Annotated in this window: 26 protein-coding genes and 1 pseudogene; 14 read left to right on the top strand and 13 right to left on the bottom strand. The window is 62.9% G+C overall.

Translation table 11 applies throughout. The features are described 5' to 3' along the window. Positions 1-632, top strand: a 632-nt coding sequence (locus tag VGP39_RS07915; RefSeq protein WP_327567553.1) for a lyase family protein, incomplete at its 5' end; no start/stop codon positions are given. A gap of 91 nt (positions 633-723) precedes the next feature. Then, positions 724-1,281: an MOSC domain-containing protein gene (locus tag VGP39_RS07920; RefSeq protein WP_327567554.1), complete on the top strand. Its 558-nt coding sequence runs from the start codon at positions 724-726 to the stop codon at positions 1,279-1,281. Between the two features lie 209 nt (positions 1,282-1,490). On the opposite strand, the gene VGP39_RS07925 is transcribed toward VGP39_RS07920, so the two are convergent. Next, entirely contained in the window at positions 1,491-2,321 is an 831-nt protein-coding gene (locus VGP39_RS07925; RefSeq protein WP_327567555.1) for an FTR1 family iron permease, read from the bottom strand. 8 nt (positions 2,322-2,329) lie between these two features. After that, positions 2,330-2,677 (bottom strand): cupredoxin domain-containing protein, encoded by a 348-nt coding sequence (locus tag VGP39_RS07930; RefSeq protein WP_327567556.1) that lies wholly within the window; start codon positions 2,675-2,677, stop codon positions 2,330-2,332. Between the two features lie 227 nt (positions 2,678-2,904). Between VGP39_RS07930 and murI the strand changes: the two genes are divergently transcribed. The 5 genes from murI to VGP39_RS07955 all read left to right on the top strand — a co-directional run bounded on the left by murI (position 2,905) and on the right by VGP39_RS07955 (position 7,309). After that, positions 2,905-3,702, top strand: a complete 798-nt coding sequence (gene murI, locus VGP39_RS07935; protein ID WP_327567574.1) for a glutamate racemase — start codon at positions 2,905-2,907, stop codon at positions 3,700-3,702. Between the two features lie 185 nt (positions 3,703-3,887). Next, positions 3,888-4,268 carry a cupin domain-containing protein gene (locus VGP39_RS07940; RefSeq protein WP_327567557.1) on the top strand — a complete coding sequence of 127 codons (381 nt, stop codon included), beginning with the start codon at positions 3,888-3,890 and terminating at the stop codon, positions 4,266-4,268. A gap of 98 nt (positions 4,269-4,366) precedes the next feature. Continuing rightward, a complete protein-coding gene (locus tag VGP39_RS07945) occupies positions 4,367-5,146 on the top strand; it encodes an acyltransferase (RefSeq protein ID WP_327567558.1) in 780 nt (259 codons plus the stop codon). Positions 5,147-5,489: 343 nt separating this feature from the next. Beyond that, positions 5,490-6,107, top strand: coding sequence for a 30S ribosomal protein S4 (gene rpsD, locus VGP39_RS07950; RefSeq protein WP_327567559.1), 618 nt, complete (start codon positions 5,490-5,492; stop codon positions 6,105-6,107). 134 nt (positions 6,108-6,241) lie between these two features. Beyond that, on the top strand, positions 6,242-7,309 hold the full coding sequence (locus VGP39_RS07955; protein WP_327567560.1) for a threonine aldolase family protein: 1,068 nt from the start codon (positions 6,242-6,244) through the stop codon (positions 7,307-7,309). A 164-nt stretch (positions 7,310-7,473) separates the two neighbouring features. Here VGP39_RS07955 and VGP39_RS07960 read toward each other — a convergent pair whose 3' ends face one another. Both VGP39_RS07960 and VGP39_RS07965 read right to left on the bottom strand, forming a co-directional pair. Then, the gene (locus VGP39_RS07960; protein ID WP_327567561.1) at positions 7,474-8,763 is read right to left on the bottom strand and encodes a serine hydrolase domain-containing protein; all 1,290 of its coding nucleotides are present in this window, start codon (positions 8,761-8,763) and stop codon (positions 7,474-7,476) included. 78 nt (positions 8,764-8,841) lie between these two features. Beyond that, on the bottom strand, positions 8,842-9,270 hold the full coding sequence (locus tag VGP39_RS07965) for a hypothetical protein (RefSeq protein ID WP_327567562.1): 429 nt from the start codon (positions 9,268-9,270) through the stop codon (positions 8,842-8,844). A gap of 237 nt (positions 9,271-9,507) precedes the next feature. Here VGP39_RS07965 and VGP39_RS07970 point away from each other — a divergent pair, with 237 nt between their 5' ends. Continuing rightward, positions 9,508-10,245 (top strand): cupin domain-containing protein, encoded by a 738-nt coding sequence (locus tag VGP39_RS07970; RefSeq protein ID WP_327567563.1) that lies wholly within the window; start codon positions 9,508-9,510, stop codon positions 10,243-10,245. Between the two features lie 56 nt (positions 10,246-10,301). Here the strand turns inward: VGP39_RS07970 and VGP39_RS07975 are convergent, their stop codons facing one another. Together VGP39_RS07975 and grxD are read right to left on the bottom strand one after the other, a co-directional pair. Continuing rightward, entirely contained in the window at positions 10,302-10,844 is a 543-nt protein-coding gene (locus tag VGP39_RS07975; RefSeq protein ID WP_327567575.1) for an O-acetyl-ADP-ribose deacetylase, read from the bottom strand. Beyond that, positions 10,841-11,179: a Grx4 family monothiol glutaredoxin gene (gene grxD / locus VGP39_RS07980; protein WP_327567564.1), complete on the bottom strand. Its 339-nt coding sequence runs from the start codon at positions 11,177-11,179 to the stop codon at positions 10,841-10,843. The genes VGP39_RS07975 and grxD overlap by 4 nt, the downstream gene beginning before the upstream one ends. Before the next feature lie 401 nt (positions 11,180-11,580). Between grxD and egtB the strand changes: the two genes are divergently transcribed. From egtB to VGP39_RS07995, 3 genes are all read left to right on the top strand, one after another. Then, a complete protein-coding gene (gene egtB / locus VGP39_RS07985; RefSeq protein WP_414644594.1) occupies positions 11,581-12,837 on the top strand; it encodes an ergothioneine biosynthesis protein EgtB in 1,257 nt (418 codons plus the stop codon). Between the two features lie 168 nt (positions 12,838-13,005). Beyond that, a complete protein-coding gene (gene egtD / locus VGP39_RS07990) occupies positions 13,006-13,977 on the top strand; it encodes an L-histidine N(alpha)-methyltransferase (RefSeq protein WP_327567565.1) in 972 nt (323 codons plus the stop codon). A 203-nt stretch (positions 13,978-14,180) separates the two neighbouring features. After that, positions 14,181-14,648, top strand: coding sequence for a GlcG/HbpS family heme-binding protein (locus tag VGP39_RS07995; protein ID WP_327567566.1), 468 nt, complete (start codon positions 14,181-14,183; stop codon positions 14,646-14,648). Positions 14,649-14,765: 117 nt separating this feature from the next. Here the strand turns inward: VGP39_RS07995 and VGP39_RS08000 are convergent, their stop codons facing one another. The 6 genes and pseudogenes from VGP39_RS08000 to VGP39_RS08025 all read right to left on the bottom strand — a co-directional run bounded on the left by VGP39_RS08000 (position 14,766) and on the right by VGP39_RS08025 (position 18,284). After that, a complete protein-coding gene (locus tag VGP39_RS08000; protein ID WP_327567567.1) occupies positions 14,766-15,089 on the bottom strand; it encodes a hypothetical protein in 324 nt (107 codons plus the stop codon). A gap of 105 nt (positions 15,090-15,194) precedes the next feature. Beyond that, positions 15,195-15,716, bottom strand: coding sequence for a hypothetical protein (locus VGP39_RS08005; protein ID WP_327567568.1), 522 nt, complete (start codon positions 15,714-15,716; stop codon positions 15,195-15,197). 139 nt (positions 15,717-15,855) lie between these two features. Further along, complete coding sequence (locus VGP39_RS08010; protein WP_327567569.1) at positions 15,856-16,233, bottom strand: nuclear transport factor 2 family protein; 378 nt, start codon at positions 16,231-16,233, stop codon at positions 15,856-15,858. Positions 16,234-16,313: 80 nt separating this feature from the next. Next, positions 16,314-16,607 (bottom strand): DUF718 domain-containing protein, encoded by a 294-nt coding sequence (locus VGP39_RS08015; protein ID WP_327567570.1) that lies wholly within the window; start codon positions 16,605-16,607, stop codon positions 16,314-16,316. A 252-nt stretch (positions 16,608-16,859) separates the two neighbouring features. Continuing rightward, positions 16,860-18,006: pseudogene (locus VGP39_RS08020) on the bottom strand (low temperature requirement protein A). Positions 18,007-18,047: 41 nt separating this feature from the next. Then, positions 18,048-18,284, bottom strand: a complete 237-nt coding sequence (locus tag VGP39_RS08025; RefSeq protein ID WP_327567577.1) for a BolA family transcriptional regulator — start codon at positions 18,282-18,284, stop codon at positions 18,048-18,050. A 173-nt stretch (positions 18,285-18,457) separates the two neighbouring features. Here VGP39_RS08025 and VGP39_RS08030 point away from each other — a divergent pair, with 173 nt between their 5' ends. Beyond that, positions 18,458-18,814 (top strand): DUF427 domain-containing protein, encoded by a 357-nt coding sequence (locus VGP39_RS08030; protein ID WP_327567571.1) that lies wholly within the window; start codon positions 18,458-18,460, stop codon positions 18,812-18,814. 254 nt (positions 18,815-19,068) lie between these two features. Continuing rightward, positions 19,069-20,247: an acyltransferase gene (locus VGP39_RS08035; protein ID WP_327567572.1), complete on the top strand. Its 1,179-nt coding sequence runs from the start codon at positions 19,069-19,071 to the stop codon at positions 20,245-20,247. Between the two features lie 110 nt (positions 20,248-20,357). Here VGP39_RS08035 and purL read toward each other — a convergent pair whose 3' ends face one another. Further along, positions 20,358-22,571 (bottom strand): phosphoribosylformylglycinamidine synthase subunit PurL, encoded by a 2,214-nt coding sequence (gene purL / locus VGP39_RS08040; protein WP_327567578.1) that lies wholly within the window; start codon positions 22,569-22,571, stop codon positions 20,358-20,360. A gap of 191 nt (positions 22,572-22,762) precedes the next feature. On the opposite strand from purL, the gene VGP39_RS08045 reads away from it, so the two are divergent. Beyond that, positions 22,763-23,224, top strand: coding sequence for a PaaI family thioesterase (locus tag VGP39_RS08045; protein WP_414644595.1), 462 nt, complete (start codon positions 22,763-22,765; stop codon positions 23,222-23,224). The last annotated feature ends 211 nt before the right edge of the window (positions 23,225-23,435 follow it).

Raw genomic sequence — 23,435 nt, forward strand, 5'->3', positions numbered from 1 at the left:
CGACGCTTGGCGTGATCGCCTCGTCGGTGGAGCGGCTCGCCACCGAGATCCGGCATCTGCAGCGCACCGAAGTCCTGGAAGCGGAGGAATTCTTTTCCGAAGGCCAGAAGGGCTCCTCGGCGATGCCGCACAAGCGCAACCCGGTGCTTTCGGAAAACCTCACCGGCCTTGCCCGCATGGTGCGCGCTTATGTGACGCCGGCGATGGAAAACGTCGTGCTGTGGCACGAGCGCGATATCTCGCACTCCTCGGCCGAGCGCATGATCGGCCCCGATGCGACGGTGACGCTCGACTTTGCGCTGAATCGGCTCGCCGGCCTGATCGAGAAGCTGCTGGTCTATCCGCAGAACATGCAGACGAATCTCGACCGCCTCGGCGGCCTGGTGCATTCGCAGCGGGTGTTGATCGCGCTGACGCAAAAAGGCGCCAGCCGCGAGGACGCCTACAAGTTCGTGCAGCGCAACGCCATGCCGGTGTGGCGCGGCGAAGGCGATTTCCAGACCCTGCTGAAGAACGACGCCGACGTGAAGAAATATCTGTCCGATGCCGAGATCGCCGAGCAGTTCGACCTCGGCTATCACTTCAAGCACGTCGATACCATCTTCAGGCGCGTGTTCGGGACAAGCCCGTAGGATGGGTTGAGCCCTTGCGAAACCCATCACTTCACCTCAGATCGGATGATGGGTTTCGCAACAGCTCAACCCATCCTACGAGTTCCTCGCAATGACGAATTCAGCGGCGCGTGCTCGTGTTATCGCCGTCAGCCTTGGCCACGGCCATCATTTCAGCAAGACGCCCAGCTTGAGCATTCGCCTGCTGACCGGCCTCGGCGTTGCCGGCGATGCGCATACGGGCGCGACGGTCAAGCATCGCTCGCGCGTCCGCAAGCATCCGACGCAGCCCAATCTGCGTCAGGTGCATCTGATGCATGCCGAATTGTTCGACGAGTTGCGCGAAAAAGGCTTTGCCGTGCAGCCCGGCGATCTCGGCGAGAATGTCACGACATCAGACATCGATCTGCTCGCGTTGCCCGCGGGAACACGGCTTTACCTCGGCGCAACCGCAATGGTCGAAGTCACCGGCCTACGCAATCCCTGCGTCCAGATCGACGGCTTTCAAAAAGGCCTGATGGCCGCGACCCTGGACAAGGACGCGGACGGCAATCTGATCCGCAAGGCCGGGATCATGAGCATCGTGCTGGCCGGTGGCGACGTGCGGCCCGACGACGCCGTTCGCGTTGAATTGCCTGATACGCCGCATCAAGCGCTGAAGCCGGTTTGACCGCTCAGCCCGTAGGATGGGTTGAGCCCTTGCGAAACCCATCGTCTCGCCGCGGATCAGATGATGGGTTTCGCTGCGCTCAACCCATCCTACGAGCTGCGTCGAATCCAGGCGTCATTGCGAGCGCAGCGAAGCAATCCAGTCCTTGGACAAAAAAAGAACTGGATTGCTTCGTCGCAAGAGCTCCTCGCAATGACGGTTCCAACGATTCAGGTTCGAGCTGGCTGCGCCGCCTGCGGCTGCGAACCTGAAAGGCGCATCAGCACAAATGTGATCACCAGCACCGCCACATAGACCGCAAGCTGCATCGCGGTCGGCTGATCGGTGTATCCGATCAAGGTATGGAGCGCCTTGCCGGGAATGCTGGATTCATCCAGCAGCCACGAAGTGTCCCAGACAACATTACTCATCGCGGTCAGCCAGTTCGCTTTCTCAAGAAATGCCGCGGCTTGCGCGGCCATCCCCGCCGCCAGCAGCGTGATCAGCACGGTCGTCACCGCGAAAAGGGAGCGCATGGGAATGCTGATCAAGCCCGCATAGGTGAGCAGGCAGACCAACGCCCCCAGCACAAGGCCGATCACGCCACCGAGCGCAAGGTTCGCAGCCGAACCGCCGTCGCTGGTGACGATACCATAGAGAAAAAGCGCGACCTCGCTGCCCTCCCGTAACACCGCGACGCCAACGACAACCGCGAGTGCAAGCAGCGATTTCGAGCCGTCGGCCACGGCCTGCCCGATGGCGCGGACTTCGCGCCCGAGTTCGCGGCCGTGCCGCGCCATCCAGACATTGTGCCAGGTCAACATCACCACCGCGATGCCGAGAATCGCCGCGTTGAACAATTCCTGTCCCATGCCCGCAAACAGGTTTGACAGCGCACCCGTAAAGGCTGCTACCAGACATGCACCGGCAACGCCCCCGAGGACGCCGCCGCCGATCCAGAGATTGCGATGCGGGACCGACCGTGTCACCGCGAGCACGATGCCGATGATCAAACCGGCCTCGAACACTTCGCGGAAAACGATGATCAGCGCCGCGAGCACGATGGGCCTTACTTCACGACGACGTTGCCGATAGCGACGTCTTCGTTGTACTCATCCACGAACTTGTATTTGCCCGGTTTTTGCGGTCGTACATTGACCACCGCCTCGCTGTTGGCTGCGATCACCTTTTCGATCTTCAACGGCTTGCTTTCGAATTCCATCGCCTTGGCGTCGAGATTCTTCACCTTGATCGTGAAGGCGGTATTGGCGGGAACGGTCACTTCGGCCGGGTCGAATTTCTTGTCCTTGTAGCTGAGCTGAATCTCGGGGGCCTGCTGGGCCTGGACCGCCGCAGTGAAGGCGCACAGGGCGATGGCGAGTACGGCAGATTTCGAAAACATTCGCGCTGAGGGCATTCATCGTTCCTTCAATGTTGCGGTGGCGTTTGCCACGCTGTTATCAGCAGCGCCAGTCGCGAGGCAAAAAGACACGCTCGGATTGGAGAGATTCTAAGCGCTCGGATTGGAGTGATTCTAAAAATGATTCTAAAAATGGCTCCGCCACGTCCGAGGTCACGCGGCAGGTGCCGCGAAGTTCGGAAAAAACAACCCGATGGTAACCAAGCCGGACTAACCTTGCGATGATGCCCGCACGCCAAGCCATTCTCGTGTTCGATTCCGGCCTCGGCGGCCTCACCGTGCTGCGCGAAATCGTGCGGGCGCGACCCGACGCACGCTATGTCTACGTCGCCGACGACGCATTTTTCCCCTACGGCCATCACGGCGAGCAGCAGCTCATCGCGCGGGTGGTGCCGCTGGTCGGCGAATTGATCGGCGTCCATGCGCCCGATCTCGTGGTGATCGCCTGCAATACCGCCTCCACGCTGGTGCTGTCGCATCTGCGCGCGGCTTACAGCGTGCCGTTCGTCGGCACCGTGCCCGCGATCAAGCCGGCTTGCGCCAGCTCGCGATCCAAGCGCATCTCGGTGCTCGGCACCAAGGGCACCGTCAAGCGCGAATACACCCAGGCGCTGATCCGCGATTTCGCTCAGGGCTGCGAGGTAACCCTGGTGGGTTCGGGGAATCTCGCCGCACTGGGCGAGGCGGCGCTGAACGGCGGCGGCGTGAGCGACGAAGACATCCTCGCCGAGATCGCCCCCTGTTTTGTCGAGGGCCCCGAGGACAGTTCGTTCCGCACCGACACCGTGGTGCTGGCCTGCACGCACTTCCCATTGCTGACGGACCGGCTGGTGGCGCTGGCGCCCTGGCCGGTGGACTGGATCGATCCGGCGCCGGCGATTGCGCGGCGCGTTGCAAATCTGCTGGGGCCAGGGCACGGCGCGGCCGATCATGCCCGCGCCGAAATGATTTTCACGTCCGGGCGGCGGCATGCGCTGACAGAAGCGCTGCAGCCGTTCTTCGGCGGCCGGGTTCCGGCGTAAGCCGCTACGCCAGACGCGTCATTGCGAGCGATGCGAAGCAATCCAGAGGCCGCAAGCGCAGACCGGATTGCTTCGCCGCGGAGCCTGTCAGCGGGCGCGCATTCGCGCGAGCCGTTGGCTGCTCGCAATGACGACCTTTCCAGTCCGCCGGTCCCCTGCTAGTTTCGATTCACAGGGAGCAAACCATGATCAGAAAAATTGTGCTTGGATTGACTATTCTCGCGTTCGCTTGCACCGGGGCGATGGCGCAGGGCATCAAACGCACGCCGCTGCAGAAGATCGATTTTCCGCAAGGTTACACCACGGTAACCGCGATCGCGGAAATCCCGCCCGGCGGCTCGGCGGGACGCCACACCCATCCGGGAGTCGAGACCGGCTATGTGATCGAAGGCGAAGGCGAGCTCATTATCGAGGGACAGCCGACCAAGCATCTGAAGCCCGGCGAGTCCTGGGCGATTCCCGCCGGCACCATCCACGACGCCAAGGTCAGCGGCGACAAGCCGTTGAAAATCATGGCGATTTATATCGTGGAGAAAGATAAGCCGCTGGCCACCCCCGCGCCGTAAGGTATAGAACCAACTGGCCTCAGGCCGGTTGGATCGTGCTAGATCAGGGGGTCGGCTGGATGGGTGCCGGCCCTCTGACGTGGGACCTGAGTTAAGAGATGCGCGGAACGGTTCGAAAAATTTCAATGCCGCGCCGCCTTGTCGCTGATCTCATGCATGCGTCGGGGCGCGTGCCGTTCGTGTCGCTGCGGCGAACCCTCGATATCGGCCCGTTGATCGAAGCCCGGGCCGCCTCCGCGCAACGTCCCGGCTGGGCGGCGATCTTTGCCAAGGCGTTCTGCCTGGTGGCGCGCGACGAGCCGGTGCTGCGCACGCTTTACGTCAAGTGGCCGTGGCCGCATCTCTATGAATTGCCGCGCAGCGTCGGCATGGTCGCGATCGCGCGGGTGGAAGACGGCGAGGATTGCGTTCTGCCGCAAAAAGTCAGCGCCGCCGACGAATTGTCGCTGTCAGAGGTCGACGCCCTCATCCGCCACGCCAAAACCGCTGCGGTCGACGACGTTCCGACGTTCCGGAAAATCCTGCGGGCGACGCGATTGCCGCTGCCGGTGCGGCGGCTGGTCTGGCTGGTCGGCCTCAATTTCGGCCGCCAGCGCGCCAACTATTTCGGCAGTTTCGGGATCACCTCGGTCGCCGCCTACGGCGCCGGCGAGCTTCATGCGCTGAGCCCCGGCCCGTATATCGTCAGCTACGGCGTGGTGGGGCCGGGCCGGACCATCGACGTGGTGATTCGCTGGGATCACCGGGTGACTGATGCAGCGCTGATCGCCAAAGCGCTGACCCGGCTCGAGCAGGTGTTGAACGGCGCGATTGCGGCCGAATTGCTGCCTAATCGGCATATACCGGAACCGAAAGCGGTCCGCGCGGTCGCGACCTAGTCGTCATTCCGGGGCGCGCCACTTGGCGCGAACATAATCCAGGCGCCTGGATTATGTTGCTGGATTCCGGGTTCGCCCGCACAAGAGCGCTTGCGCCCCGGAATGACGATTTTGGGTCGGTTTTTGCGGGTTTTGGCCCGCAAAATCCGGCCCTTTCGTTTGACATATCGGCGGATTCTCCTTAAGAACCGCCTGCAACGCGGGCCGGTTTCGGCCCGCGTTGCGTTTCGCGACCCGTGGTCCACCCCATCAAGCTTATGAGGCGGACCTGTCGGCACCGGGACCATTCCCGGTGCACAGGAGGGCGCGTCTCCTCAAATCGACAACAGCAAAAGAGGACGCGATGACTAAGCGCAGTGAGGCGAAATACAAGATCGATCGCCGGATGGGCCAGAACATCTGGGGCCGCCCGAAGAGCCCGGTGAACAAGCGCGAATACGGCCCCGGCCAGCACGGTCAGCGCCGCAAGGGCAAGCTTTCCGACTTCGGCGTGCAGCTGCGCGCCAAGCAGAAGCTGAAGGGCTACTACGCCAATATCTCCGAGCGCCAGTTCCACGGCATCTATGTGGAAGCCGGCCGCATGAAGGGCGACACCGGCGAGAACCTGATCGGCCTCTTGGAGCGTCGTCTCGACACCGTGATCTATCGTGCCAAATTCGTCGCCACCATGTTCGCCGCGCGCCAGTTCATCAATCACGGCCACGTCAAGGTGAACGGCCGCCGCGTCAACATTTCGAGCTTCAAGGTGAAGGTCGGCGACCTCGTCGAGGTCAAGGATTCGTCAAAGCAGCTCACGGTGGTGCTGGAAGCCAACCAGCTGGCCGAGCGCGACGTGCCGGATTTTCTTGAAGTTGATCACGGCAAGCAGACGGCGAAGTTCAGCCGCATCCCGCATCTGTCGGACGTGCCGTTCCCGGTGCAGATGGAGCCGCATCTGATCGTCGAGTTCTATTCGCGCTGATTGTTGTTGCCATCGTAGGGTGGGCAAAGCCGCCATTTGGCGCCGTGCCCACCATCGCAAATCCGAAGCACAACTGGTGGGCACGCCAGCGGACGCGATTGCGTCCGCCGCCGTCCCTACGATCGGACTCGAGCATGCCCTACACCCCTGCCCCACCCGATCCGAAGCTGCCGCCGGTGCGCATCAATCTGTTGTCGGATACGCAGACCCGGCCGGCGCCCGGAATGCGCGAGGCGATGGCGCGTGCCGAGGTCGGCGACGAACAGATCGGCGACGACCCGACCACCAACCTCTTGTGCGAGCGCGTGGCCGAACTGCTAGGCAGGAAAGCCGCGGTGTTCATGCCGTCGGGCACCATGTGCAATGTCGCGGCCACGCTGGTGCACTGCCGGCCCGGCGACGAAATTCTCGCCCATGAGACCGCGCATATCATCTCGCGCGAAGGCGGCGCGCATGCCGCCCTCGGCGGTTTCCAAGTCACCCGGCTGCCCGGCGCGGACGGAAAGTTCACGCTCGATACCTTTCGCGCCGCCCTTCATCCGCGCACCCGCTACGAGCCGCCGCAGACCGTGGTCAGCGTCGAGCAGACCGCCAATATCGGCGGCGGCACCATCTGGGCCAGGGCCGATCTCGACGCCATCGCGAAAGCCGCGAAGGCCAATGGCATGGTCACCCATATGGATGGCGCGCGGCTGCTGAACGCCTGCGTCGCCACCGGCGTCGGCCCGCGCGACATGGCGGCGGGTTGGGATTCGGTCTGGGTCGATTTCTCTAAAGGCCTCGGCGCCCCGGTCGGCGCGGTGCTGGCCGGATCGGAAGAATTCATCGACGAGGTCTGGCGCTGGAAGCAGCGGCTCGGCGGATCGATGCGGCAGTCCGGCGTGTGCGCGGCGGCCTGCGTCTATGCGCTCGATCACAACATCGACCGGCTCGCGGAAGACCACGCCAACGCCCGCGCGCTGGCGTGCGGGCTGTCGCAGATCGATGGCATCGTGGTGCAGCCGCCGGAGACCAACCTGGTGTTCTTCAAGCCGGACGGCAGCGGGGTTCCCGGCGCAAAAATGACCGCCGAATTGCGCCGGCGCGGCGTGCTGCTCGCCATGATGGACGGCCGGATCCGCGCCTGCACCCATCTCGACGTCAGCGCCGGCATGATCGAGGAGACGATCGGGCTGGTGCGCGAGATCGTGCGGGCGGCGTAGGTGCCAAGCGTATCGTGCCCCGGACGCAGCGCAGCGCGTAGCCCTTGCGAAGCGGTGCGCTGCAGAGCCGGGGTCGTCACGAACGCCGACCTTTGGTACGGTCCCGGCTCTGCGGAGCGGCATGAAGAATGCCGCACCGCGTCCGGGACACGAGACTAACCCCTTCAGTTCTCCATGGCTTCATAGATCAGCTTCTTCAGCGCCGCCTGGATGCGCTGCCGCTGCGAGGGCGTCTGCTGCATCAGGATGAAGAACATATCCTGCTTGCGGTCGATGATGAAATAACAGCCGCTGGCGCCGTCCCATTTCAATTCGCCCAGCGAGCCCGGCGGCGGCGGTTTGGCGTTGCCGGGATCGGTGCGCACGCCGAAGCCGAGGCCGTAGCCGAAACCGTCGCCCGGAAAATAGAAGTAATCCCGCGCTATTCCGGAACCGGGTCCGACATGATCGGCCGCCATCTCGTCGAATGCCTTCGGACTGAGATATTGCCTGCCATCGAGCGAGCCGCCGTTGAGCAGCATCTGCGAGAATTTCGCGAAATCCGTGACGGTCGAGATCATGCCGCCGCCGCCGGATTCCCATTTCATCATCCTGCGCGCGTTGCGAATGCTGCCGGCACTAAATTTGTTGTCGTTCGGCATCGTCGCCGCAAGCAGCGGCAGCTTTGCGGGGTCGGTAATGTAGAAGCCGGTGGCGGTCATGCCGAGCGGATCGAGCAGCCGCTCCTTTTCGAATTGCAGCAGCGATTTGCCCGACACCACTTCGATCACGCGGCCCAGCACGTCGGTGGAATGGCCGTAATCCCACAGCGTACCTGGCTGCTCCGCCAGCGGCAGCCTTGCGATGCGGTCGGCGAATTCGGCGTTGTCGAAATCGCCGGCATAGAGCAGCGTGTTGGCATAGAGTCTTCGGACCAGGCTGTCGCCGTAGAAACCATAGGTGATGCCGGAGGTGTGCCGCATCAGGTCCAGGATCGTGATCGGGCGTTGCAATGGCACGAGTTCGAGCTTCTTGTCACCGTTCTCGGCCGCTTGCTCCACGCCGACCTTGGCGGTCGCAAAGGCCGGAATGTATTTTGCGACCGGATCGGTCAGCTTGAGCTTGCCCTCGTCGATCAGCATCGTTGCCGCGACGCTGGTGACCGGCTTGGACATCGAATAGACGGTGAAGATCGTGTCATCCGTCATCGGCAGTCCGGTGGCGACGTCGCGCACGCCGAATTTCTCGAAATAGACCGGCTTGCCATGCTGCTGGATCAGCACGATCGCGCCCGGAATCTTGCCATCGGCGATTTCGCCACGAAAGAATTCGCCGATACGTTCAAGCTTTTGCGGATTGAAATGCGCGCCCGGCGGAAGATCGAAGCTGCCCTCCGCCTGCGCGGGGGCGATGAACGCCGCACCGCTCAACCAAGCCACGCAAACCAGCAATCGCAACACGAACTTTGCATTCATCGCGCTCTTCTCCCTCTCCCCACTTGCGGGAAGAGGTAAACGAGCAGCATTCCTCCGCAGGCCATTCGTCAAATCCGATCAGGTCGGCGCGACGGCGATATACGGAATGCTGGCGACGATAGCGACGACCTGGATCGCATTGCTCAGCATGCCGCCCCAATGCAGCCGTCGCATCCGGCGCGCGGCATCGGCATCGCCGGCCTGCCCGGTATTGAGCTGGGCATCGATCCGCCGCAAAAACCAGCGGCGCGACGAGGCCGCGAAAGCTGCGATCAAGCCGGTGCCAATGGCTAAGACGATGCGGCCCTCCGCGGCAACGGCTATCGTCCCGATTGCCCCCGCAATGGCCACCGTCAAGAAATAGCCATTGAACATGACGCGCAACAGCTGCGCGACAGGTTGGATGTCCAGCCTCACCAGGAGGAAGGCGGGCGCCGCCAGCAGGAAATAACCCATCGGCAGCAGCAAGATCACAGTGGCGAACAAGGCGATGGCATCCGGCGTCATGCGAGCACCCTTTACTTCCCTCGCCGGACAAGGGCTTTCCGGCGGCACCCCAACAATATCCGTGCGGTTATGTCTTCGCAACTATTGGGCTTTAGGCGGAGGCGATTGCCAGCGCTTGGACCTTGCGAATTTGTGCAAAGTCGAATCCAACTCACCCTTCCAGGGTCGGATCTCCGAATGGATTGAAGAAGCCGGCCACGACAGCGAAGGAAACAACCGAAACAGCGGAGGACACGGATGAGCAGGCTCTCTTGGCGCTGGTGGCCACGAAACAAGGACAAATCTTCGGACGACGCGGAGCTTTCTTCGAAACAATTAAGGGACGGGGATCGGCGCCAACTGCTGCAGGCGCTCTCCGTCCTGGCCGGCGGCGGCGCCTTGGCCGCGATGTCACGACCCACCGAGGCGAAAGATTCGGGCGACCTACCGCCCCCCAAACGGGCACTGACCGGCCGCGACGAAGCCGGCAAGTCGGTGTTCAAGTCCTTTGACGTCACACCTAAGGTGGTGGAGATCGACGCCAATCCGGGACTGACATTCTATGAACTCTACATGACGGAGGGTGCGCCACGGCTCACAGGTTTGGAGCCGGACCCGATGCTCAAGGGAACGAAAGATTTTCCCGCGCCGGGGGGCTCGCTGTTTCGGCTTATCTCGTATCCGCCCAAACGACCTGAAGGCTATAAGCCGCCGCCGGGCGTCACTTTCGAGAGCGGCTTACGGGAATTGTCGGAAAAGGTCCCTGGCATGGGCGACCATTTCGAACGCGACGCTCCCGGCATGCACACAACGGACACCATCGACTATGGGGTCGTGGTTCGTGGCGAGATGACGCTGGAATTGGACGACGGACAGAAGGTCCATTTACGCCAGGGCGATTGCATCGTGCAAAACGGAACCCGCCATCGCTGGCGCAACCCGTTGCCGGAGCCCTGTCTCATGGCCTTCGTCTCGATTGGCGGCAAGCGCGGCTAGAGGTGATCGGTTTTGATCGGAACCATTGCCGCAGGCATGGTGTGATGCACCTCTCCCTACGGGAGAGGTGAAACGAGCGCCTGCCGATGGTATCTCGCGCTCTCGTCCGAAAAGCAGCAGAAGATCACGCTGGCGATAGCGGGCGCCGCGGCCAGCGCGTCGATCACCGTCGTCACGGCAATCCGCGCGGCACGATCGGCCGGAAAACGGTAGACGCCGGTGGAGATGGCGGGAAACGCAACCGATGCCAAGCCATGGCCCTGGCAGAGCTGCAGCGCGCGGCGATAGCACGAGGCCAGCGCGTCGTCCTCGCCTTCGCCGCCGCCGTGCCAGACCGGCCCGACCGCATGAATGACATGCCGCGCCGGCAGCTTGTAGCCGCGCGTGATTTTGGCGTCGCCGGTCTTGCAGCCATGCAGCGTGCGGCATTCGGCTGATAGCTCAGGTCCGGCCGTGCGATGGATCGCGCCGTCGACGCCGCCGCCGCCCAGCAGCGAGCTGTTCGCGGCGTTGACGATGGCGTCAACGCTCAAGGTGGTGATGTCGGCGACGATGACCTCGAGCCGCGCCGGACCGATGTCGCGGACGGCAAACGTCAGGCGGACGCCGGCGCAGCGATCGTGACGCCCTTGTCGGCAAGCAGCTTCTGCAGCTCGCCGGCCTGGAACATCTCGCGGATGATGTCGCAGCCGCCGACGAACTCGCCCTTGACATAGAGCTGCGGAATGGTCGGCCAGTTGGAATAGGTCTTGACGCCGTTGCGCAGGTCAGCGGATTCCAGCACGTTCAGGCCCTTGTAGCCGACGCCGACGTGGTCGAGGATCTGGACCACCTGGCCGGAAAATCCGCACTGCGGAAACTGCGGCGTGCCCTTCATGAACAGCACGACGTCGTTCGACTTCACTTCGTTATCGATGAATTGCTCAATGCTCATGTTCGAATCCTTTTGCGGCACAGCCGAGGGCGGCTACGGCCCGTCAAATCAGGTGGTTGGCATATATGTACCCCGAAACCATTGTCTATCCAAAGTAAAATGCCGGGGAACTGGCATGCGGAGGCCCGGCGGTACCCGTGCCCCGGACGCTGCAGAGCTATAAGCGCGTTTACGCGCGTCTTCGACGCGCTATGGCCCAGCTTGCTGGCATAACCGGGGTCCCGGCTCTGCGGAGCGGCATGAAGAATGCCGCATCGCGTCCGGGACACGTCAAAACGCGGCGCCCCGCAAAATCATAGCCTCGGCGAGGCTTTTATCCTCAACCAGGCCACCTATGTAGGACGGGCTACTCTTGGAACCCATCTGCCGGCCCAACGTTCTCCCCCAAATCGGAGACTCCAGTGACGAACACAGTATCCGCTGCGGCCTCGTTGGCTGGGCCTCCCCCGTCATTTTTCTCCGATTCCGCGACCCTTGCCGGAAAATTGACCGAAGCCTACCTCGCCGTCCGCAACGAGACCGAGCGCCGCGCCGCCCCGCTTTCGCCCGAGGACCAGCTGGTGCAGTCAATGCCGGACGCAAGTCCTGCGAAGTGGCACCGCGCCCATACCACCTGGTTCTTCGAGCAATTTCTGCTGGGCGAACACTGTCCCGGCTATACCCGCTACCATCCGGACTACGCCTTCCTGTTCAACTCCTATTACGTCAGCGCGGGCCCCCGCCATGCCCGGGCCGCGCGCGGCCTCCTCACCCGCCCCGGCGCCGAGGAAGTCACCGCCTACCGCAGGCATGTCGACGCCGCCGTCGTAAAATTTTTCCACGAGGCTGACCAGAAGACGCTTGCAGGCCTGGTGCCGCTGCTGGAGGTCGGCTTCAATCACGAGCAGCAGCATCAGGAGTTGATGCTGACCGACATCCTGCACGCCTTTGCGCAGAATCCGATCCCGCCCGCCTACGATCCGGCGTGGAGATTTCCGGCCACCCGTAGCGCCGGCGAGCAATGGGTCACCCTCAACGAGGGCATCCACACCATCGGCCATGCCGGCGACGGCTTTCATTTCGACAATGAAAAACCCTCGCATCGCGCGCTGGTCGGCCCGGTAAGACTGGCGCGCAACCTTGTCAGCAACGGCGAATGGCTTGAATTCATTGAGGATGGCGGCTACGGCACGGCGACGCTGTGGCTGATGGACGGATATGCCGCGGCCGGCAGCGAAGATTGGCAGGCGCCCGGTCATTGGCGGAAGGTCGACGGCGAGTGGCGGGTCATGACGCTGGGCGGATTGCGGCCGATCGATCCGGCAGAACCTGTCTGCCACGTCAGCTATTATGAAGCCGATGCGTTCGCGCGCTGGAGCGGCAAGCATCTGCCGACCGAGATGGAATGGGAAGTCGCCGCCCGCGCCGGGACGCTCAACGACGCCTTCGGCATCGCCTGGCAATGGACCCGCAGCGCTTATGCGCCATACCCCGGCTACCGCGCCATCGAAGGCGCGCTCGGCGAATACAACGGCAAGTTCATGGTCAATCAATTGGTGCTGCGCGGCTCCTCGCTGGCGACGCCGGACGGACACAGCCGCGTCAGCTATCGAAATTTCTTCTACCCGCATCATCGCTGGCAATTCACGGGACTGCGCCTGGCCGATTACGGCGACTGATTTTTAATCGTCATTGCGAGCGAAGCGAAGCAACATGATGCAACAAATGAGCAATGGAAGAATGGATTGCTTCGCGGAGCCTGTCATCGGGGGGCGCTTCGCGCCGACCCGTTGGCTCGCAATGACGGCGCGGTTCAAACTTAAAATCATCACGCCGAGGAGACTGTCATGAATGTGCACGCTGCCGCCTTGGCAAAAGCGCATCGGTTCGACGACCGGACCTCGGCGTTTGCCCAGGATGTGCTTGAGGGCCTGTCGCTGCAGCCCAAGCGGCTGCCGCCGAAATATTTCTACGACGTCGCGGGCTCCGAACTGTTCGAACAGATTACGCTGCTGCCGGAATATTATCCGACCCGCACCGAACTCGGCATCCTGCGCGACCGGGCCAAGGAGATTGCTGCGATCGTCCCGCAAGGCGCGGCGCTGGTCGAATTCGGCGCAGGCTCGACCACCAAGGTCCGGCTGCTGCTGAGTGAATGCGATTTCGGCGCCTACGTGCCGGTCGACATATCCGGGGATTTCCTCAACGCGCAGGCGCGGGCGTTGCGCGCGGATTTTCCGGGTCTCGACGTTTATCCGGTCACGGCGGATTTCACCGCGCCGTTCGCGCTGCCGGCCGGGGTGAAGGCGATGCCGAAGGTCGGATTCTTCCCGGGCTCGACGCTGGGGAATTTCGAACCGCACGAGGCCTGCGGTTTTCTGCGCAGCGCGCGAAAAATTCTCGGCGAAGGCGCGCAGATGATCATCGGCGTCGACCTCGAAAAGGACGAACGCGTGCTGGTTGACGCGTATAACGACGCCGCCGGCATCACCGCGCGCTTCAATCTCAATGTGCTGGTCCGCATCAACGCCGAACTCGGCGGCAATTTCGACCTGAAGGCCTTCACCCATCGCGCGATCTACAACCGCGAGCGGCACCGCATCGAGATGCACCTGATCAGCCGCAAGGCGCAGACGGTGCGCGTGCTGGGCCGCAGCTTTGCATTTCGATCAGGCGAAACCATCCACACCGAGAGCAGCTACAAATACAGCCTGGACCGCTTCACCGGCCTGGCGCAGAGCTCGGGCTGGAAACCGACGGCGTCCTGGACCGACTCGGGCGGCATGTTCTCGGTTCACGCGCTGGTGGCGTCGGACTAGACGCGAACCCATAAAACGAGACGCATGGCGAACGTCCGTTTTCGTGCCCATAATGGATTCTCCCAGAGCCGTCCATGTTCAAAACCATGTTCAGCGACAGCGTGTCGCAGTTACTGACCGCCATGCGTTGTCATTGATCGGGCATCGACGTTTTCGTTCCGGTATGATCCCCTTGCACAACAAACCTAAGGGAGGAGTCAAACATGAGGACAATTCTGGTCGGCGCCGCGCTCGTCGCCTTTGCCGTTAGCGCATCTGCTCAGGACAAGCGCCCCGATTACGGCACGGCGGTCGATGCCGCGGCCGCGAAGAAGATCGCAGCCGGCGCCGTCGCCGAATGCCAGAAGAACGGCTGGAACGTGGCTGTCGCCGTGGTCGATAATCACGGATTCCTGGTTTACTTCGAACGCATGAACAACACGCAAACCGCCAGCGTGGACATCGCGATCGGCAAGGCGAAGGCCGCGGCGACCTATCGGCGCACGACGCGGGTTTTCATGGATGCGATCAACAAGGGCTCCCCGGCCACGGCCACGCTGCCCGGTGTCTTCGCCTCGCCTGGCGGCGTGCCGATCATGGTCGACGGCAACGTCACCGGCGCCGTGGGAGTGAGCGGCGTCACCGGCGACCAGGACGAGCAATGCTCCAAGGCCGGCCTCGGGATTACATAAAAAATCGCATCCAGCGCTCCGGCGTGCAAGCGCCGGCACGGCTTCTACTGCCGTGCCGCGCGTTGACGAATCGCCAACGCGCGAAAGCGGTCATTCGCGAATGGCTTGAGCGCGTGTCTACTTGCGTCTCGCCAGCACCTGCGCACGCTGCTCGGCGGTCAAATTATAAAACATCCTGCATACAGCCTTGGCGTCGTGCTCGTTCACGTCCAAGGGCCACGCACACTCCGGCGTAATCACCAAGCTCTCGCCCGCTCCGGCGGCCGGGTTGGATGCACGGAATCCGGATGCAGCGAATCCACCCAAAACCAATGTCCAGAATGCTGCCGCCAGGATTCCCAGCAAGATCAATGACCCGATGATCGTCCATTTGATGGCGGCATAGAGCCTCGGAAACCGTATTGCCTCGGAGGCAGCAATGATCGGCTCCGGTTGCGTCATTGGTTGATCCGCCGGTTGAGGGAACGAAAAGAAACTTATTACCTCGTCGTTGGATCAGCAAGCGTAGCCCGGATCAGCGCGGCGACATCCGGGAATCCGGAGCCGCTATCGTCTGCGTCGGTAAATCGGAGCAGTGACCGCCGGTGCGGCCTCCTCGATCATGCGCCAGAATTTTTCGTTACCCTTTTTGGTGATGCAGACCTTGATGCGATGCGGTGGCGGGCCGTGTTCGCAGCTATGGGCCAATCTGCCCGCAATCATGCCATCGCACATGACGTAGACGTGCAGATAATACCGGTTGGCGCGGTGTTGCACGCCGCCGCTGATGCTGGACCAATGCCAGCCGCTGACATCCCCAAGCCGATAGGCGGCGTGCCGATGGTCGTCGAACTGGCGGCGAACCCAGACGATCGGACCAGGCTCGGCGGCGAGCGCCGCTTCTTCGCGGTCGCGCTTGCGATCCTCAGCCGTCTTGAACAGGTGCCGTTTTTCGGAAAAGAACGGATGCTGCTGGACATAAGGCACGCATATGCTGCCACCTTCCCCAGTGGCTTGCATCATCAGGTCGAACGGGTCGACGCCGCTTTCAATCGCACGCTCGATTGCATCCCCGGCGGCGTTTCGCAATCGTGCCTTTCTGTCCGTCTTGCTTTCCATGATGCGCCCTACAGTTAGCGGTTCATCCGCTGGTGGTCTCGGAGCGAGCCTCCACGCGCGCGATCAGCCAACCGGGCGCGCATGCGCGCGGCCCGTTGGCTCATACGGGCTATACCTGCTCGACAAGGTGCGCACGCGAGGGGGCTGGCTTAAACCGATCGGCGAAATATTGCGTTTCGCGGGCCACCAGCCCGTCGCGGAATTCCATGATGCTCACCGTGTAAGATGGCACGCCGTCATAGCTGAGCAGGAATTCGGTGACCCAGAGATCGCCGCTGCCGATCATTCGCTGGATCGTAAAGCGCTTCTTGTTCGGCTGGACGATTCGGCTCTGTTGAATGTTGTGCCGGCCGCGGACCCGCTCGCCCGATTGCGGATAATCGAGCACGGCATCCTCGCGGTAGATTTCATGCTCGACCTCGAAATCGCTGGCGTCAGAAGCCTCCCAATGCCGCTGCAGCGCCGCCCGCACGGTTCGATCATCCATCTCAATCTCCCACCTGCGCTTTCCTGCATGCCCTGCTCCGGCCCGGGCCGGATCCCGCTGCGTTGCCTGCGGTTCGAGATTCAGAGATCGAGCACGACAGCACCGGAAATGGCATCCGTCATGCCGCGCCCGCCGCCCTGATCCTCGAGGAGGGATCTGAAACTGTCGAGCGTCTTGATCATCGCAGGCCGCGCGGCGACCAGCGCTTCCTGACTGGACCATGCGCCGATCAGACAGAAGGTTTGCTCGCCGGTCTTGATGATGAAGCCGCGCTCAAGTCCCGGCCACTTGGCTTGACCGTTCCGGTGCGCATCGAGGAAGGCGTCCTCCCCGCCGGGCTTCACCCTGAACTTGACGACGTTGTAGACCTGCATGACGCTCCACCTGTGCTGAGAAAAGCAAGCGTCGTTCGGATCCCCGGGCGAAATCCCTTTTCGCCGCATACAGTCCGCCGGTTCGCCGGGTTATCAAATCACGGGAAGCGGCATTCGACCAGAGCGGCTTTTAACGAATCGTCATTGCGAGCCAACGGGTCGCGCGAACGCGCGCCCGATGACAGGCTCCGCGAAGCAATCCAGGGCCGCTCCTCGCAACGACGGCGCCCTTCAACCTGATATCATCAGGCTCTAGGACCTGGATTTCAGCGAGATCGATTCCCACACCGCGACGACGATCATGATCGCGGTGGTCAGGATCGACAGCAGCAGCGGCGGCAGGTCCCCGGCGAACCAGGCGAGGATGCCGAGCGCGACGATGCCGGCGCCGTGCGAGAGTTGCAGAAAGCCGCGGATGCTATGCTTGAACAGGATGGTTCCGGTCAGACAGCAACGGGCCGCCGATCGCGCTCAGCACTGTCTCGAGGCCGGAATGGCCCGAGGGATGTTTCAGCACCAGTTCATCGGCCACCGCCGAGACAATGATCCCGGCCACGATCGGCATGTGCAGATAGGTGTAGGCGAGCCGCGCCAGCCGGCCGGGATCGCTGGCTTTTGAAATCTGTTCCGAGCCGGCCTCGGCGCCCCTGTGGAAATAGATCCACCACATCGCAAGACTGCCGATGAAGGCCGACGCGAACGCGCCGATGGTCTTCGCCGTCCAGGCGAGCTCGGCAAAGGTCGCTCCGATGACGACGATGGATTCGCCGAGCGCGATGATGATGAACCCGGCGCAGCGCTCCGCCATATGGCCGCCTTCGACCACCCAGTCCGTCACCTGCGACGCGCCGTATTTGGGGATCCAGAACCGCACCGCCGGCGACAGGTATTCGATTGCCAGCGCCACCGCCCACAGCAGCAGCCGGGCGTTGCCTTGCGCAAGGCCGCCGGCGATCCAGAACACCGCCGATGCCGACAGCCAGGCCGTGATACGGATCGCGTTCATGCGCGCCAGTGTCCGCGAGCGCGGCGTCGACACCCACAGAAAGACCGTCTTGCCGACCTGCATCGCGGCGTAGGCCACGGCGAACCACAGCCCTTGCGATTCAAAGGCTTGCGGAATCGAGGTCGAAAGCACCAGCCCACCGAGCATCAGCGCGAACAGCAGGATGCGGACCGGCGTGAGTTCCGGATTGAGCCAGTTGGTGATCCAGGAGGTGTAGACCCACACCCACCACACCGCCAGGAACAGCAATGTCGTCTGCGCCAGACCGAGCGGCGTGAGGCGGCCGAGCAGCGTATGTGAAATCTGCGTGACGACGAAAACAAACACCAGGTCGAAGAACAGCTCGGCGTAGGTGACGCGGCTGTGCTGATGCGGCGCATGGGTGCGAAACAGCGTGCCGCGTTGAGTGCCACGCGTTCGCTTCCCTGCCGGAGCTAGCCCTCCGGCACCCCGGTCTGCAGCGCCAGCGCGTGCAGCACGCCGCCCATCTGGCCCTGCAGCGATTGATAGACGATCTGGTGCTGCTGGACGCGGGATTTTCCGCGGAAGGATTCCGAGATCACGGTCGCCGCGTAGTGGTCGCCGTCGCCGGCGAGGTCGCGAATCGTCACCTCGGCGTCGGGGATCGCGGCCTTGATCATGGTTTCGATATCGCGGGCGTCCATCGGCATCAACTTCTCCCAATCATCCGAATCGCCGCCGGTCACCGCCGTGGCGGCGCATGAACTTACCGCGGACACCCGGCTGCGTCACGCGCCCAATATATCCGCTGCCCGCCTCTTTCAAAGCCCGCCCGGACCGCACATTTGATGGAAAACGCCGATTGCCGAAAGAAGGCTGTCCCATGAAACTCCCCGGCCCCGACCATCCCATCGCCATCACGGCGAACCCGAAGCGCGTCCGCGTCATCGCCGGCGGCGTCGTGATCGCCGACAGCACCCATGCCTTGACGCTGAAAGAGGCAAAGTACCCGGCGGTCCAGTACGTTCCGCGCGAGGACGCCAATATGGCCCTGCTGTCGCGCAGCGAGCGGACCACGCACTGCCCCTACAAGGGGGATGCGAATTACTTCAGCGTGACCGCCGGCGGCAAAGCCTTTGAAAATTCGGTCTGGACCTACGAGACGCCGTTCCCGGCGATGGCGGAAATCTCCGGTCACCTGGCGTTCTATCCGGACAAGGTCACGATCGAGCAATTGTGAAGCCGTGCGGCGCTGTAGCGAAAGTGACTACCAGCGTCATTGCCGGGCTTGACCCGGCAATCCATCCCCTTCGAAAGAGTCTTCTGAAGATTGATGGATGCGCGGGTCAAGCCCGCGCATGACGGGGGTAGTAACGGTCCCGGCTCTGCGGAGCGGCATGAAGAATGCCGCACCGCGTCCGGGACACGTGTGAACTTTGGCCTTGCCCAATGCCGTTCCCGGCAGCAACATCCGCGTGCAACCTGGGGAGCGTCATGACTTCGATTTCAGTCGCATCTGCCGATGTCCGGGCGACACCCAAGGCAGTCGTGCGCAATTTCGCGATCGACCGTACGCGCACCTTCCTCACCCTCGTGGTGCTCATTCACCACGCGGTGATCCCCTACACCTATTACGGCCATACCGACCCGAAATATTGGCTCGGTTTCGACTGCGTCGTGCTGGCCACCGACAGCTTCTTCATGGCGATGTTCTTTTTCCTGTCCGGCCTGTTCGTCTGGCCGAGCCTTCGCCACAAGTCGCCGGGGTCGTTTTTCCGCGACCGCTTTCTCCGCCTCGGCCTGCCGTTTGCGATCGCCGCATTCACCATCATCCCGATCGCCTATTACGCCCTCGAATTGCGGCAGCACCCGACTGCGGGCTTCGCGGAGTTCTGGTGGAAGATGGTGACCGCCGGCCCATGGCCGAGCGGCCCGCTGTGGTTTCTCTGGGTGCTGCTGACGTTCGATCTCACCGCCAGCTTGCTGTACCGGATATCGCCGAACCTGCTCGATCCGATCAACCGGCTGTCGCTGCGCGGCTTCGACAGACCGGTCGAGTTCTTCCTGGTGATGGTCGCGGTCACGATGGTGCTGTATGTCCCGTCGCGGCTTTATTTCGGGGTGAACCACTGGTTTGAACTCGGGCCGTTTGCCGTGCAGGCCAGCCGCGTACTTCTCTATGCGGCCTACTTCTTCATTGGGGCCGGCATCGGCGCGGCCAATTTTGATCGCGGGCTTCTCAGTGCAGGCGGCCAGTTGGCGAAGAGCGGCTGGGGCTGGGCGGTTGCGACGCTGGTTCCGTATTGCCTGCTGTGGGCGCTGATCTACGTCAAGCGCGGGATCTTGGGCAATCCGAGCCCGCTGCCGCACTGGTATGAGTTCTTCTACGGCGTGTTCTTCACCGTCTTCAGCGCAGCCATGCTGTTTACGATCCTGGCATATTTCCTGCGCTTCAAACGCTCCGGCTGGAGCGTGCTCGATCCGATGCAGAAGGACGCCTACGGCATCTTCCTGGTGCATTATGCATTCGCGCTGTGGATCCAGTACTGGCTGTTCGATTTCGATGTACCGGCGATCGTCAAGGTCCTGATCGGCTTCGCATTCACGCTGGCGACGAGCTGGGCCCTGACCAGGGCACTGCGCCAAATTCCGGGGGCTACAAAGGTGCTGTGAATTCGTAGGGTGGGTTAGCCGACCACGTCCGCCGTAGCTCAACGAGCGATGGCGGAAGGCGTAACCCACCGCGCTTCGTCACGGCGGATTACGCCTTCGGCTAATCCACCCTACGAAGACGTCTTGCCGTTCATGTAGGCGGGCAGCCAGCTCTCGAAGGCGCCTTCCAGCGTCTTGACCGCGACCGGACTCTCGCCGGCAATATGAACAGCATCGCCGCCCGTGGTGCCGATGCGCATGCAGGGCACGCCGACGCCCTTCATTTTCGCCAGCACCAGGCCGGCCTCTTCCTCCGGCACCGTGACGACGTAGCGGCCCTGGTCCTCGCCGAACCAATACGCATGCGGCACGATCGACGCCGGGGCCGCCAGGAGCCGCGCGCCGATGCGGCCCGCGATTGCCATCTCGGCCAGCGCGATCAGCAGCCCGCCGTCGGACACGTCGTGGACCGCGGTCGCGGTGCCCGCATGGATCATGCCGCGCACCACGCAGCCATTGCGCTTTTCAGCTGACAGATCGACCGGCGGCGGCGCGCCCTCTTCGCGCCCGCAGATGTCGCGCAGATAGACCGACTGGCCGAGCCAGCCATGGGTCTCGCCGATCAGCAGGATCGCTTCGCCTTCGGCCTTGAAGGCCAGCGTCGCGGATTTGGTAAAGTCATCGAGCAGCCCGACACCGCCGATCGACGGCGTCGGCAGGATGCCGCGGCGGTTGGTCTCGTTGTAGAGCGAGACGTTGCCGGACACGACCGGGAAATCCAGCGCGCGGCACGCTTCCGAGATCCCCTTCAGGCAGCCGACGAACTGGCCCATGATTTCCGGCCGCTCCGGATTGCCGAAATTCAGATTGTCGGTGATCGCCAGCGGCCGCCCGCCGACCGCGGTGATGTTGCGCCAGGCCTCCGCCACCGCCTGCATGCCGCCCTGATAGGGATCGGCCTCGCAGTAACGCGGCGTCACGTCGACGGTCAGCGCCAGCCCCTTCGGCCCGTCCTCGACGCGTACCACCGCGGCATCGCCGCCGGGGCGCTGCACGGTATTGCCGAGAATGACGTGATCGTATTGCTCCCACACCCAGCGCTTTGAGCAAAGCTCGGGCGTGGCGATCAGCTTTTCCAGCGCGGGCATAATAGCCATCGGAGGCTTCACGTCGCGCGCGTGAATCACAGGCAGCAGCGGCGATTGAATATGCGGCCGGTCATACAGCGGCGCCTCGTCGCCGAGCTCCTTGATCGGCAGGTCGGCCATCACGTCGCCGCCGTGTTTAACCACGAAGCGCTTGCTCGGCGTGGTATAGCCGACGACGGCAAAATCCAGTCCCCATTTCTTGAAGATCGCCTCGGCCTGCTTTTCCTTCTCGGGTTTTAAGACCATGAGCATGCGCTCCTGGCTTTCCGACAGCATCATCTCGTAGGCGCTCATGCCGGTCTCCCGCGTCGGCACCGCGTCGAGATCGAGGTCGACGCCGAGGTCGCCCTTGGCGCCCATCTCCACCGCCGAGCACGTCAAGCCAGCCGCACCCATGTCCTGGATCGCGATCACGCAATCGGCTGCCATGATCTCGAGGCAGGCTTCCAGCAGCAGTTTTTCGGCGAAGGGATCGCCGACCTGCACGGTCGGCCGCTTCTCGGCGGAGTCGTCGTCGAACTCGGCCGAGGCCATCGAGGCGCCGTGGATGCCGTCGCGGCCGGTCTTGGAGCCGAGATAGACGATCGGCATGTTGACGCCCGATGCCGCCGCGTAGAAAATCTTGTCGGTGTCGGCGAGGCCGACCGCCATCGCATTGACCAGGATGTTGCCGTCATAGCGGGTGTGGAAACGCACCTGCCCGCCGACCGTCGGCACGCCGAACGAATTGCCGTAGCCGCCGACGCCGGCCACCACGCCCGACACCAGATGCTGTGTCTTCGGATGCTCGGGCGCGCCAAAGCTCAACGCGTTGAGGCACGCGATCGGCCGCGCGCCCATCGTAAAAACATCGCGAAGGATGCCGCCGACGCCGGTGGTCGCGCCCTGATAGGGCTCGATATAGCTCGGATGGTTGTGGCTCTCCATCTTGAACACCACCGCCTGCCCGTCGCCGATATCGATCACGCCGGCGTTCTCGCCCGGTCCCTGGATCACCCACGGCGCCTTTGTAGGCAGCCCGCGCAGATGGATGCGCGAGGACTTGTACGAGCAATGCTCGTTCCACATCGCCGAGAAGATGCCGAGCTCGGTAAAACTCGGCACCCGGCCGATCAGTTCTAGAATGCGCGCGTATTCGTCCGGCTTGAGGCCGTGCGATGCGACGAGTTCGGGGGTGATTTTGGGTTCGTTGGGAATCATGCTGCTCGAAGGTGATTTAAGCCTCTTCTTAAGCAGCATCAAGCGCACGGGAAAAGGGCTTTTTACGCGTGTTTTCAACAATCCGCGGAATTGCAGCGGTGTCGCGCCCGATAAAGCATTTGCACCATAATCCGGGATCGGATTTAACGGCCCTCGCACTCCTACCGAAGGCCTTTTTCGTGGACCATCTGACCAACACGGCGTTCCTCCGCCGCCCCGACCTGCATGTCGAAACGCAAGGCGAATTCGCCGGCTGGCGCACCTGGAGCCGCGACAGTTTTGAGTCCAACAACGGGCCGTTCTGGCACAAGATGGACGAGGACGGCCGTGTCCGCTGCGCGTTCCGGGTCGAGCCAAAACACCTCAACGGCCTGCGCAACGTCCATGGCGGCTGCTTCATGACGTTCGCCGATTACTGCCTGTTCGCCTTCGCCTCGCCGGTGCTGCAGGGACCCGGCGTGACGGTGTCCTTCGCCTGCGAATTTCTCGACGCTGCCCATGAAGGCGACCTGATCGAGGCGACCGGCGAAATCACCCGCGCCGGCGGCTCGCTGATCTTTTTGCGCGGCATGCTGAGCTGCGGCGAGCGGAAGCTGTTTTCGTTTTCCGGGACGATCAAGCGGGTGAAGCTGCGGCCGCCGGCGAGCTAATTTACCTCTCCCCGCAGGGGAGAGGTCGAAGCCGAAGCCAACGGGTCGCGCGAATGCGCGCCCGATGACAGGCTCCGCGCAGGCTTCGGGTGAGGGTCTTTTTCACGCACTCTGACTCGCGGATAGGCCCCTCACCCGGATCGCATCTGTGATCCGATCCGACCTCTCCCCTCCGGGGAGAGGTGACTCTTCACTCTCACTTCATCGGACA

The organism is Bradyrhizobium sp. (assembly GCF_036009065.1).
Classification (GTDB): Bacteria; Pseudomonadota; Alphaproteobacteria; order Rhizobiales; family Xanthobacteraceae; genus Bradyrhizobium.